General features: G+C 61.0%; 11 protein-coding genes. 2 read left to right on the top strand and 9 right to left on the bottom strand.

Annotation, left to right across the window (positions count from 1 at the left end):
- Positions 1-16: 16 nt before the first annotated feature.
- On the bottom strand, positions 17-1306 hold the full coding sequence (locus OF122_RS04640; protein ID WP_264226649.1) for an adenylosuccinate synthase: 1290 nt from the start codon (positions 1304-1306) through the stop codon (positions 17-19).
- Between the two features lie 130 nt (positions 1307-1436).
- Between OF122_RS04640 and OF122_RS04635 the strand changes: the two genes are divergently transcribed.
- Positions 1437-2411: a DMT family transporter gene (locus tag OF122_RS04635; protein ID WP_264226648.1), complete on the top strand. Its 975-nt coding sequence runs from the start codon at positions 1437-1439 to the stop codon at positions 2409-2411.
- A gap of 96 nt (positions 2412-2507) precedes the next feature.
- Here OF122_RS04635 and serA read toward each other — a convergent pair whose 3' ends face one another.
- The 7 genes from serA to OF122_RS04600 form a co-directional block, all read right to left on the bottom strand.
- Positions 2508-4097, bottom strand: a complete 1590-nt coding sequence (gene serA / locus OF122_RS04630; protein ID WP_264226647.1) for a phosphoglycerate dehydrogenase — start codon at positions 4095-4097, stop codon at positions 2508-2510.
- A 67-nt stretch (positions 4098-4164) separates the two neighbouring features.
- Positions 4165-5355 carry a phosphoserine transaminase gene (locus OF122_RS04625; RefSeq protein WP_264226646.1) on the bottom strand — a complete coding sequence of 397 codons (1191 nt, stop codon included), beginning with the start codon at positions 5353-5355 and terminating at the stop codon, positions 4165-4167.
- 1000 nt (positions 5356-6355) lie between these two features.
- Positions 6356-7978 (bottom strand): ribosomal protection-like ABC-F family protein, encoded by a 1623-nt coding sequence (abc-f, locus tag OF122_RS04620; protein ID WP_264226645.1) that lies wholly within the window; start codon positions 7976-7978, stop codon positions 6356-6358.
- 93 nt (positions 7979-8071) lie between these two features.
- Positions 8072-8242, bottom strand: a complete 171-nt coding sequence (locus OF122_RS04615) for a hypothetical protein (RefSeq protein ID WP_264226644.1) — start codon at positions 8240-8242, stop codon at positions 8072-8074.
- A gap of 51 nt (positions 8243-8293) precedes the next feature.
- Entirely contained in the window at positions 8294-9406 is a 1113-nt protein-coding gene (locus OF122_RS04610; protein WP_264226643.1) for a THUMP domain-containing class I SAM-dependent RNA methyltransferase, read from the bottom strand.
- Positions 9407-9445: 39 nt separating this feature from the next.
- The gene (locus OF122_RS04605) at positions 9446-10522 is read right to left on the bottom strand and encodes a DUF418 domain-containing protein (RefSeq protein WP_264226642.1); all 1077 of its coding nucleotides are present in this window, start codon (positions 10520-10522) and stop codon (positions 9446-9448) included.
- Positions 10523-10593: 71 nt separating this feature from the next.
- A complete protein-coding gene (locus OF122_RS04600) occupies positions 10594-10740 on the bottom strand; it encodes a hypothetical protein (protein WP_264226641.1) in 147 nt (48 codons plus the stop codon).
- Positions 10741-11041: 301 nt separating this feature from the next.
- On the opposite strand from OF122_RS04600, the gene OF122_RS04595 reads away from it, so the two are divergent.
- Positions 11042-12238, top strand: a complete 1197-nt coding sequence (locus tag OF122_RS04595) for a benzoate/H(+) symporter BenE family transporter (protein WP_264226640.1) — start codon at positions 11042-11044, stop codon at positions 12236-12238.
- Between the two features lie 33 nt (positions 12239-12271).
- On the opposite strand, the gene OF122_RS04590 is transcribed toward OF122_RS04595, so the two are convergent.
- Complete coding sequence (locus OF122_RS04590) at positions 12272-13024, bottom strand: hypothetical protein (RefSeq protein WP_264226639.1); 753 nt, start codon at positions 13022-13024, stop codon at positions 12272-12274.
- Between the last annotated feature and the right edge of the window lie 80 nt (positions 13025-13104).

The raw sequence follows: 13104 nt of genomic DNA, 5'->3' as shown, positions 1-13104 counted from the left end.
TTCTAAACAAGAAAATTCAATCTTGAAACGGGTCCTGTACCAAAATCGTGTCTTCGCGTTCCGGACTTGTGGAGAGCATGGCCACACTCGCGCCGATCAGTTCTTCGATCCGCCGCACATATTTGATCGCCTGAGCGGGCAATTCAGCCCAGCTCCGGGCGCCTGCGGTCGTTTCTTTCCAGCCATCCAGCGTTTCGTAAATTGGCTTGACTCGACTTTGTGCCCCCATTGAGGCAGGCAGATAATCTATTCTCTGCCCGTCAAGTTCATAGCCGACGCAAACCTGGATTTCGTCCATCCCGTCGAGCACATCGAGTTTGGTCAAGGCGATACCGTGAATGCCCGAAGTCCGCACAGTCTGACGCACGATCACCGCGTCAAACCACCCGCAGCGCCGCTTGCGTCCGGTCACGACACCAAACTCGTGCCCCTTCTCGCCGAGGAACTGACCGACCTCGTTGTCCTGCTCGGTCGGAAACGGCCCCTCACCCACCCGGGTTGTATAGGCCTTTGTAATACCGAGAACATAGTCGATAGCCGCCGGCCCAAGTCCCGAGCCGGGCGCCGCCTGCCCGGCCACGGTATTGGACGAGGTCACGAACGGATAGGTGCCGTGATCATTGTCGAGCAGGGCCCCCTGGGCGCCCTCGAACAGAATGCGTTCGCCGCGTTTGCGCCGCTCGTCGAGCAGTTCCCAAACCCTGTCCATGAACGGCAGGATCTTGTCGGCCACTGCCATCAGTTCATCATGGATTGCCTGCGCCGAAACCTCGGCCGCCCCCATGCCGCGCCGCAGCGCATTGTGGTGGGTCAAAAGCCGCTCGATCTTGTCCATCAGCGTTTCAGGCTCGGCCAGATCGCAAACCCGGATCGCCCGACGGCCAACCTTGTCCTCATAGGCCGGCCCGATCCCGCGTCTGGTCGTGCCGATCTTGAGTCCGGAATTGGAGTCCTCGCGCAGCGCGTCCAGTTCACGGTGCAGCGAGAGGATCAGCGGCGCATTCTCGGCGATGCGCAAAACCTCGGGCGTCACCGAAATGCCCTGCCCGGCAATCTTGTCGACTTCGGAAACGAAGTGGTGCGGATCGACCACAACGCCATTGCCGATCACTGAAAACTTGCCGCGCACCAGCCCCGAGGGCAGGAGTGAAAGCTTGTAGCTCACCCCGTCGATGACGAGCGTATGGCCGGCATTGTGCCCACCCTGATAGCGCACCACCACATCGGCGCGCTCGGAAAGCCAGTCAACAATCTTGCCCTTGCCCTCGTCGCCCCATTGCGAGCCGACCACCACAACATTCGCCATTTACGCCAATTTCCCTTTCGTGTCCGCCACGCCCCGCCATCCGGACCGGGGAGCCGCCGATGAAAAATCTATGTTTCACCGCGAGCCAAAACGCTGATAAGTCCGGGTTCTATAAAGTACAAGGCCCGTTATGACAAAGTCCCCCGCCTCCGCCGCGCAACCATCCAATCCTTTAACGCGGCTCATGGGCCAGCCCTACCTGCTTTTGACCCTGTCCACGCTGTTCTGGGGCGCCAATATCATTGCCGGCAAGATGGCCATCGGCGAGCTTGATCCCTATGCGCTCTCGGTCATGCGCTGGATGGTGGCTTTTGTCATCATCGTGCCCTTCGCCTGGACGAGCCTGCGCGCCGATTGGAGCGAAATCCGCCGCGGCTGGGGCTGGCTGGCCTTTTACGGCGTTCTCGGCTTCACCAGCTTCAACGTCCTGCTTTACGCCGCAACCACCTACACCGCCGCCGTTAATGTCGCCATGATCCAGGCCGCCATTCCCGTGCTCGTCATGGTGGGCAATTTCGCAATCTTCCGCGTTCGCGCCTCCGGGCTCCACATCGTGGGCGTGGTGCTCACCATCTATGGCGTCATCCACGTCGCAACCCATGGCAGTCCCCTTCGGCTGGTCGGGCTCGACGTCAATATCGGCGATGCCCTGATGCTGCTCGCCGCTCTTTTTTACGCGCTCCACTCACTCATGCTGCGCTACAAGCCAAAAATCGGCTGGCTGAGCTTTATCGCCTGCACCAGCTTTTTCGCCATGCTCGCCGCCGCCTTCTATCAGTTGGTTTTGGGCACCGGCACGACCGGCCTTGTCGCGGACGTAGCCACCATGAGCTGGCGCGGCTGGGCCGTCGTTCTCTATGTTGCCCTCCTGCCTTCCATCGTCGCACAGATGACCTACGCACGCGGGGTAGAACTGATCGGCCCCAATCGGGCGAGCCTGTTCATAAACCTCATTCCCGTCTTCGGCGCCCTGCTCGCCGTCTTTGTCCTCGGCGAAACCCTCGAAATCTTCCACTTGATCGCCGCTGCCTTCATCGTCGCCGGCATCGGCATTGCCGAATATGCAGCCCGCCGCAATCTTCGCGACATCTTAAAGCCGCAATAGGGGACGTCCAGCATAGGCGGACCCCACTTTTTCTGTTCGGAAGTACAAAAAAGGGCGGCATCGCTGCCGCCCTTGCCAAAATCTATGTGATGGGCCTCAGACCGTAAACACCAGCCGCTTGGCCTGCTTGACTCCCTCGAGCCCTTCGATCTGCGTCAACTCGCCATCGGTCAGCTCGCTGTCGATGGACAGAAGCGCGATCGCGTCCTTGCCCTGCTCGACCCGACCGAGATTGAAGTTGGCGATATTGATGCCAAGCTGCCCCATGAGCGTGCCCAGACGGCCGATAAAGCCCGGCTTGTCCTCATTGGTGATGTAGAGCATGTGCGGGGTCACTTCCGCTTCAAGCGTGATCCCCTTGATCTCGACAATCCGCGGCGCCTTGGTCCCATAGACCGTACCGGCGACGCTGCGCTCCTGCCGCTCGGTCACCACGGTGAGGCGGATGAGGTTGTCGTAAGCGCCCACCTGCTCGCGATTGACCGTTTCAACGGCAATGCCGCGATCCTTGGCCAGCGCCGGTGCCGAAACCATGTTCACATCGCCCAGCAGCGGCTTGAGCACGCCATTGAGCAACGCGGCCACCATCGGCTTGGTGTTGAGCGCGGAGACGTCGCCCTCGAACTCGATGCGGATGCCGCTGATCGCCGTTTCGGTCAACTGCCCGGCAAACGATCCCAAGAGCTCGGCCAGCTTGACGAATGGCGTCAGCTTGGGCGCTTCTTCGGCGGAAATCGATGGGAAGTTCAGCGCATTGATGACTTCGCCTGTGTTGAGATAGGCCGAAATCTGCTCGGCCACCTGCAGCGCGACATTTTCCTGTGCTTCGGTGGTCGACGCGCCAAGATGGGGCGTGCAGATGACATTGGCCAGGCCAAACAGCGGATTGTCCTTGGCCGGTTCTTCCAGGAACACATCCAGCGCCGCGCCGGCGACCTTGCCCGCCTCGAGCGCATCTTTCAGCGCTGCTTCATCGATCAGGCCGCCACGCGCGCAGTTGATGATCCGCACGCCGTCCTTCATCTTGGCGATCGCTTCGGCCGAAATGATGTTGCGCGTCGCATCGATCAGCGGCGTGTGCAGCGTGATAAAATCGGCCCGGGCCAGAAGATCGTCCAGTTCCACCTTTTCCACGCCCAGATCGATCGCCCGCTCGGGGGTGAGGAACGGATCATACGCGATGACCTTCATTTTCAGGCCCTGCGCGCGGTCGGCAACGATCGAGCCGATATTGCCCGCACCGATCAGGCCCAGCGTCTTGTTGGTCACCTCAACGCCCATGAAGCGGTTCTTTTCCCACTTGGAGGCCCGGGTCGACGCATCGGCCTCCGGGATCTGCCGCGCCAGCGCCAGCATCATCGAAATCGCGTGTTCGGCCGTGGTGATCGAATTGCCGAACGGGGTGTTCATCACGATCACGCCCTTGGCGGTGGCTGCCGGAATATCGACATTGTCCACCCCGATCCCGGCGCGCCCGATCACCTTGAGATTGGTGGCGTTGGCCAGGATCTTGTCGGTCACCTTGGTCGCCGAACGGATGGCGAGCCCGTCATACTGCCCGATGATTTCGGCCAGCTTTTCCTTGTCCTTGCCAACATCGGGGAGGTAATCGACCTCCACCCCGTTTGCCTTGAAAATCTCGATCGCCGCCGGGCTGATCTTGTCTGAAACGAGAACCTTGGGCATTGCGCCCTCCATCAAATCTGAAATTGGGGAAAATGGCGGCGCGCCATCCCGGCGCGCACGGCTGAAATCAGGCCAGAGCGGCTGCTTTTTCCTGGGCAAATGCCCAGTCGAGCCACGGTGTCAGCTTTTCGAGATCGGCCGTTTCCACTGTCGAGCCGCACCAGATACGGAACCCTGTCGGCGCATCGCGATAGCCGCCGATATCGTAGGCCACCGCTTCCTTGTCGAGCCGGGAGACAACGGCCTTGGCGAGCTTTGCCTGCGCCTCATCTGAAAGCGCTGTGACGTCTGGATCGACGATCTTCAGGCACACCGAAGTGTTGGACCGCACCTTTGGATCGGTGGCGAGAAAATCAACCCAATCGGTCTTTGCCACCCAATCGGCAATCGCCTTTTCATTGGCATCGGCCCGCGCCTGCAGCGCCTTGAGCCCGCCAACCTTGAGACCCCATTCCATGGCGTCCACGGCGTCTTCGATACAGATCATCGACACCGTATTAATGGTCGCGCCTTCAAAGACTTCGGCCATCAGCTTGCCACCCTTGGTCAGCCGGAAAATTTTCGGCAGCGGACGGTTGGCCGGTGTGAAGGTTTCCAGCCGTTCCACGGCGCGCGGCGAGAGGATCAGAATGCCGTGCGCGGCTTCCCCGCCCAGCGCCTTCTGCCAGGAAAAGGTCACCACATCGAGCTTGGAAAAATCAAGGTTCTGCGCAAACGCTGCCGAAGTGGCATCGCAAATGGTCAGCCCCTCGCGGTCCGCCGGGATCCAGTCCCCGTCAGGAACCCGAACGCCCGAGGTCGTCCCGTTCCAGGTGAACACCACGTCACGGGTAAAATCGACTTCGGAGAGGTCCGGCAGCTCGCCATATTCGGCCTTGAGCACACGCACATCGTCGAGCTTGAGTTGCTTTTGAACGTCGGTGACCCAACCGGCCCCAAACGATTCCCAGGTCAGCATGTCGACGCCGCGTGCGCCCAGCATGCCCCACAGCGCCATTTCCACGGCGCCCGTATCCGATGCCGGCACGATGCCGATCAGATAGTCTTCGGGAACCTCGAGCAGCTCGCGCGTCAATTCGATCGCGCGCTGAATGCGGGCCTTGGCCGGCTTGGCCCTGTGGGACCGCCCCACCAGCGCACCCGAAAGCGCCTCAACCGTCCACCCGGGACGCTTGGCGCAAGGACCTGACGAAAAATTGGGATTTTCCGGACGCACAGCCGGCTTCGCCACTTCGGTGGCGGCAGAAATATCTGTCATGTTGCTCCATCCTTACAGATGGGCGTCCCTCGTTGGGGAGGGATGGCCCGCAGCCCGTATAGAGGAGGACGGGGGCGGTTGGCAAGGGGGCTCGTCGCTTGCGAGCTTAGATCGACGCTCGCTCCGCTCTTGCCCCCCAGCCTGCCTCTCTCGCCCCTCCTGCGGCTCCGTCACCACCACCAACCTCACCCCACCGTCATCTTCGGGCTTGACCCGGGGATCTGCAGCGCTGCCATTGAGCACCGCAGAAGTGATACGTGTGGCCTCTCACCGTTCCCCAACCCTTCACCGGCTGCCCAATGCAGCGGATCCCCGGGTCAAGCCCGAGGATGACGCGGGGGGCGGATACGCGCGTGAGAAAACTCATCCATGCCTCTCCCCCATTGTCATTCCGGGATTTATTCCCGGAATCCATCATGATGAGCCCCCACACGCCTCAGCCGCAAAGAAACTTATCCCCGCACCCACAACCTCCCCCATACTGCCCTCACGAACCCGCGCATATGGACGCAAGCGCAACGAACGTTTGGGCGGGGTCGGTCCGGGTTCCTTGCGGGTCGCCGCAGGGAAGGCCCAAACGTCACAAGCGCCGGACGGCGTGAACCGGCCGCCTGATCTCGGTTTCGAGGCTGGCGCGATTTTGCTAACGCCGTCGTACTCTCGAAAGGGAGAGGGGATTGACCCTAGCCTTCTGAAGGGCGACTAAGCCAAAAACCCCGGTCATGAACGGCGAAGCTGGCTTCGCTTACTACCACAATCGGATGAAGCTTGCTTCGCCGTTCATCGCCCACCCTTGTCCCCGAGGCCCATGGCCGTCGGCCGCTTCTGCGCACCCGGACTCTTAAGATTATCCCGGACGAGCGCAGCGAGGACCCCGGCGCACCATTGCGCCGCCCCGCCGGAGGGCCAGCGCAGCGCATAGGTCCGGCTTTGGGACCGTCTAGCGCGAAGCGGTACGGCCCGTGAGGCAAGGGAAACAACCGCGCGCCGTGAAACAAAACTAATGCCTCAGCCCCGGCGCCTCCTGCCCGGTGCTTTCCACATATTCGCGATACCCGCCGCCGAAGGTCCGCACGCCCTCGGGAGAAACCTCGAGCACCCGGTTGGACAATTCAGCCAGGAAATGCCGGTCGTGCGACACGAACAGCATCGTGCCCTCGTAATTGGAAAGCGCCTCGATCAGCATCTCCTTGGTCGCGATGTCGAGGTGGTTGGTGGGCTCGTCCAGAACAAGGAAATTGGGGGGATCGAACAGCATCATGGCCATCACCAGCCGCGCCTTCTCCCCACCCGAAAGCACCCGGCATTTCTTTTCAACATCGTCGCCGGAAAACCCGAAACACCCCGCCAAAGCCCGCAGCGGCGCCTGGCCCGCTTGCGGGAATTCGCTTTGCAGCATCTCAAAGATCGACTTGTCCCCGTCCAGCACATCCATGGCATGCTGGGCGAAATAAGCCATCTTGACCGACGGTCCCCGAGCCACCGATCCCGTATCCGGCTCAGCGGCCCCGGTCACCAGTTTGAGGAGTGTCGATTTGCCCGCGCCATTGACCCCCATGATCGCCCAGCGCTCCTTGCGCCGCACATGAAAATCGAGGCCATCATAAATGGTCTTTTCGCCATATGTCTTGGCAACGCCCTTCAATACCGCCACGTCCTCGCCCGAACGCGGGGCGGGGCGGAATTCGAACACCACCTTTTGCGCCCTCTTGGGTGGCTCGACCCGGTCGATCTTGTCGAGCTTTTTCACCCGGCTTTGTACCTGTGCAGCGTGGCTCGCCCGCGCCTTGAACCGCTCGATGAACTGGATTTCCTTGGCCAGCATCGCCTGCTGGCGCTCGAACTGGGCCTGCTGGTTCTTGTCGGCAATGGCGCGCTGGGCCTGATAGAATTCATAGTCGCCCGTATAGGAGGTCAGCGTGCCGCCATCGATCTCGATGATCTTGTTGACCACCCGGTTCATGAACGCCCGGTCGTGCGACGTCATCAGCAGAGCGCCGGAGAAATTCTTGAGGAACTCCTCAAGCCAGATCAGGCTTTCAAGATCGAGATGGTTCGACGGCTCGTCGAGCAGCAGCACATCGGGCCGCGCCAGAAGGATCTTGGCCAGCGCAACCCGCATTTTCCAGCCGCCCGAGAGCGCCCCCACGTCGCCATCCATCATGGCCTGGGAAAATCCAAGCCCGTCGAGCACCTCGCGCGAGCGGCCATCCAGCGCGTAACCGTCGAGTTCCTCGAACTGCTCGGTCACCTCGCCATAGCGCGCGATGATCGCATCCATCTCGTCGGCCTTGTCGGGGTCGCCCATATCGGCTTCGAGCTGCCGCATCTCTGCGGAAAGCGCCGCCACGGGTCCGGCTCCGTCCATGGTTTCAGCCACCACCGAGCGCCCCGCCATCTCGCCCACATCCTGGGAAAAATATCCGATGGTCGTTCCGCGATCGATGGACACCTGTCCCTCATCGGGGCCCTCTTCGCCGGTTATCATGCGAAACAGCGTGGTCTTTCCCGACCCGTTCGGCCCCACCAGCCCGATCTTTTCGCCTTTCTGGAGCGCAGCCGAGGCTTCGATGAAAACGATCTGCTTCCCGTTCTGCTTGCCGATATTTTCAAGACGGATCATGAGGGTGCTTCCAACAAAGACAAGGCCGCCCCCGTAAGAGCGGCCAATTCAGTCTGCCGTAAATCATTTTGCGGCGATCAGTGCAAGGGCACGCTACACCGCACCCATGCCGGCAAAATGGCTGCCAAGGAAATAGGGCCAGACGATTATCGCCAGGACGCCAGTCCAGAAATTGAGTTCCAGAAAGCCGATGGTGAACAGCCAGCCGACAAACCACAGCATGCCGACGCCGGAGTGCTGTTCGATCTTGATGCGTCTATCCATTTGGAAATCCCCCGATGCAAGAATGCATCAAAGAGATGGGGGATTTTCCCGCTATTGCAATATGCCGGTCTTATAGAGTGCGATCCGTACGCCATTGTTATCGATGCTGCTGCCGGTTTTTTCAAAAATCAGCCCCGTCGCTCGCGCCAGAGCTGGGTCAGCCGTCACCAGTCCCAGCCGCCAGCCGGAAAATCGCGTGCGCATGACCGTGCCCAGCGCGCCATAAAGCGGGTAGAGCTTTTTCCGGTCTCCGATGCGCAAGCCGTAGGGTGGATTGACGATCACCAGACCCACGGGCCCCTTGGGCGGCTCCAACTCGTTGATGGGGGTTTGCGCAAAGCGCGTGACCGAACTTACTCCCGCCCGATCTGCATTGGCTAAACTCATCCGGATCGCACCGGCATCCCTGTCGCTGCCGCAAAAGAGGAAAGGCGATGTACTGCTGCCCGATTGGGCTTTCATGGCCATCCACGCGTCGGGATTAAAGCGCGCCAGATGCTCGAATGCAAAGCCGCGTGCCCGGCCGGGCTTAAGCCCCAACGCCCACTCTGCCGCCTCGATCACGAAGGTTCCCGACCCGCACATGGGGTCGAGCACCGGCTCGTTGCCGCTATATCCGCATTCGCGCAGCAACAGTGCCGCTGTGGTTTCCCGCATCGGCGCCTTGTTGACTTCGAGTTTATGTCCGCGCCTGTGCAATCCCTCACCGGATGTATCGATGCTGATCGTGCACAGATCGTTGTCGATCCGCACCAGTACACGCACCGCGGCATCGCTTTGGATAGGCGCCCCCAACTCCTGCGCTATTGCCTTTTCAACCCGCTCGGCTGCCGCACCGGAATGATAGATTTTCGACTTCCGGCAACTCGCTTCAACCCGGACCGGAACGTCATTGCGCAGCACATGTCCCCAGGCCACGGCGCGGGACCGTTTATCGAGTTGCGCCAGGTGGCTGGCGCGAAAGCTGTCGATCCGCACCAGAACCCGGCCCGCCCCGCGCAACTCGAGATTGGCGCGCCAGACCTCGCTCCAGCCGCCCGAAATCTCGACGCCCCCCATCACCGGCTTGGGGTCAGAAAATCCGAGCTCGTGGGCTTCACTGCAAAGCGCGGTTTCAAGGCCGGGCGTGGTAACCAGAAAAATAGGGAAATGATCTTTGTCCATGCCTTTCCATATCCGGGCAAACACGCCGAGGCGACCAAATTATCGCCGTGCCGGCGACGCCATAAGATCGAACGGCCCGACAACCAGCGCCTCCAGCGGACCGCGCGCAAAATTGCGCCGCCAGATCACGGCAAACCCCATTGCGACGCCAGTGACCGCAACCACAGACACCATTGCCTCTCCAACGTTTTCGCGCCGCAACACCTGGCCGAAAGCGACAAGCGCGACAAGATGGGCAACGTAAAAGCTCAGCGCCAACTGCCCCAGCGCGACCAATGGCCGACAGATTCGGGGCCAGCGATCAGCGACAATGAGCATCGCGCCGGTCGCGGCGCTTGCCGCTCCAACCGCTCCGATGACCCAAAGCGGCATCTGGCTGTGCGGCGCGTCCGAGAGCAGATGGCGCCAGTCGGCCAGCCCGTCGGGCTCGCCGAAAAACTGCAGACCGGTCGCACTGATCGCTGCGGCGCTGACCGCCGCGGCACCTCCGGCCAGCAGCAATCGCCAGTGACATCGGTCAGACCGCAATTCCAGCCGACCGACCCACATGCCCCACAGCAGTGCCGGAGACCATGTGAGCAGGGGGTATGGCCCGGTGAGCAACAGCCCGCCCATCACGTCAAGCAGGCGATCGCCTACCATCACGGTTTCGCGGCCAACCAAGTCCGGCCATCGCGCACGGATGGCAAAATAGAGCGCCGGCCCGCAGATGGTCATAATCCCGGCAAGGCGGGCCAAAACCCGAGACGGAAGTGTCATCACGACGATCCCCAGCACGTAAAAGATCGCATAGTTATGCAAGATCACCGCGACCCCGTGATCAAGCGTCTGCAGCATCAGGCCGAGCGGAAGGAAAACCAGTGCCACCCAGCCGAGCCGAAGTCTGGCAACAGTCAATTGTTCCGGGCGCATCGCAAGAAGCGATATACCGATCCCGGCGATGAAAACGAAAAGGATCGACGCTCGGCCATGCGGCAGATTGTAGAGGATTTCTGCCAAACTGGTTCGATCACGCGGGCCCACATGAACCATCAGCATGCCCACAACGGCGAGGGCCCGCGCCGCATCGATCCCGCCGATGCGCGCTGTGTGCTGCTGGTATCCCTGATCGTTCATCGGCTTCCGTATTCCACGAGAAAGGGGCGCCCTTCCGGACGCCCCTTGTCAACCCAATTGTCGATCGGCAGTTACTCGACCGCTGGCTCGGTCGGAGCCGCCGGGTCGGTCGTCACCGCAGGATCGGCAGGCACGCCGCCATCCTCGGGTGGAGGCATGTCACACGCGGCAACGGCCAGCATGAGCGGCAGAACCAGAAGGGTAAGAAACTTACGCATTTATTGGTCTCCTTTTCATTCTCAAAACAAAATGGCCGGTGGCAGGAATGGTTCCCATTGGGTACGGCCATCGGCCGGGCATTCTGAAAGCGGCATCGTTTTGACGCTCTCAACAGTGGAAACCAACGATGACAAAAATGTGATCAGCAAGAATCGCCAGTCGATTCAATCGATTATTTCGAAAAGCCCTTGGTGCACCCATGCGCGACTCGACTAATAGTGGCATGGAAAAGGCAGTTTGGCCGGGCCACTTGGTACGCCATCGCCACACTCCGCCACCGTTCTTCAGGGTTTTCCCATCATGATCGCCGCTTCTTCCGACCCGGCCAACAGGCAGCTGGGCAACCTGTTCCAGCCGATCTTTTCGGGCCTGCTTGCGGCATTGGTCGGGTTTGCAAGTTCGTTCGCCATCATCTTGCAGGGCTTCGATGCCGTGGGTGCCACCGCGGCCCAGGCTGCGTCGGGCCTTTTCGCGCTATCTTTGGGCATGGCTCTGGTGGGGGTCACCATGAGCTATATTACCAAGACGCCGCTCTCGATCGCCTGGTCGACGCCCGGCGCCGCACTTCTGATCACAACCGGCGCCGTTCAAGGCGGGTTCCCTGCCGCCGTGGGCGCATTCATTGTCGCCTCGGTATTGGTCGTAGTCGCAGGCTTTTGGCGCCCGTTCGGACGGGCCGTCGCAGCGATCCCCATGCCTCTCGCCAGCGCCATGCTGGCCGGCATCCTGTTCAACCTCTGCCTTGCTCCCGTAAGGGCCGTAGCCGAACTTCCCGCACTGGCCCTGCCCATTGTTCTGGTTTGGGCGGTATGCTTGCGATTTGCGCGCATCTGGGCCGTTCCGGCCGCCGTGGCGGTAAGCGCGGTGATGATTGCCATATCGACCGAGCTTCCGACCGATCTTTTCGCTAGCCCCTGGCCGGCGCCTGTCCTGGTTTTGCCGGTCTTCAATTTCGACGCGATTGTCGGCATAGCTTTGCCGCTGTTCGTCGTGACAATGGCTTCACAGAACATCCCCGGACTGGCCGTCTTGCGGACCAATGGATATCACCCGGACGTCAAGCCGATCTTCATTTCGACAGGCGTCGTCAGCGCCATCGGTGCGCTTATGGGCGGGCAACTCATCAATCTGGCCGCCATCACCGCCGCCTTGTGCGCCGGGCCCGAGGCCCACCCTGACAGGACCAAACGTTACATCGCAGCCATTGCAGCCGGCCTCGCCTATATTCTGTTCGCTCTGGGCGCCGGCATTGCGGTGGCTTTCATTTCCGCTGCTCCGCCAATCCTGATCGAGGCCGTTGCCGGGCTGGCGTTGATCGGCGCCATGGCGAACGCGCTTGTCGGTCTCGTCGCTGACGAAGATTTGCGCTTGCCGGCTGTTTTGACCTTCATAACGGCCGCCTCCGGTCTGTCCCTGCTTGGCATAGGTGCTGCTTTTTGGGGATTGATCGCCGGGGGGGCGTTGCACGTGCTCCTCAAAACAAAAAAGGCGGCCTAGGGGCCGCCCTTCAAACTGTTATTTGCGCAACGCCTAGAAGCGATAGCGGACCGTTGCCCGCAGTTCGTGGATGAGGGCGTGATCGATAGAATAGGGATTGGGCGCCGTGGTGTTTTCCAACCGGTTCATATAGATGCCGCGATACCCCAGATCGGCAACGATCGAGCCGAAATCATAACCGACACCGACCATGCCGGCCGCGGCCAGACTGGTGTTTCCACCCCAGTTGGTAGCCGTTGTCGCGCCCGGCTCGACATTACCCATACGGTTGAACGCAACGCCGGCGCCACCGCCAACATAGCCGAAAGCGCCGCCCGCAGCCGAGAGTCCCATGTCGCCGAGCCCGAAGTCATAATAGACGTTGGCAAGCGCGATGGTGGAACGAAGGTGCAGGTCGTGGCGCCCAAGCGCAACGGGTCCCGCGCCGGTGATGACTGTGGACATTCCGTCATTGTGCAGATGGTCCACTGTCACATCGAAACGCAGCCCGTCGCCGGTCTCGAAGCCGGCACCGATACCAGCGCTATATCCCCAACCGAACCGGTCGATGGAAAACAGCGACGGCGTCTGGCTTGGGTGATTGACCTCGGGAGCCCATGCGGCGTTGCCCCCCACACTGCCACGCAGGTAGAACGAGCCCTTGAGGCCCTCATCGACCGGCGGGACGTAGGGTGGGACATAGTCCTTATAGACAGGATAGTCGTAAGACACCGGATCGGCAGCCATGGCCGCCGTCGACACAAGCGCTGCTGCCACAAGGGCAGCCGAAGCGACCAGCTTTTTCATAGGCGTAAGTTCCCCAAGCATCAAATTCCCTAGAATTACGGGGAATTTAGAGGAACTTCCTTAAAGCGCGCTTAACCGTA

Origin of the sequence: Pelagibacterium flavum (assembly GCF_025854335.1) — a bacterium.
GTDB classification, from domain to species: Bacteria; Pseudomonadota; Alphaproteobacteria; order Rhizobiales; family Devosiaceae; genus Pelagibacterium; species Pelagibacterium flavum.
Note: the sequence above shows the minus strand (reverse complement) of the source record. Positions and strands in the feature narration are given on the sequence as shown.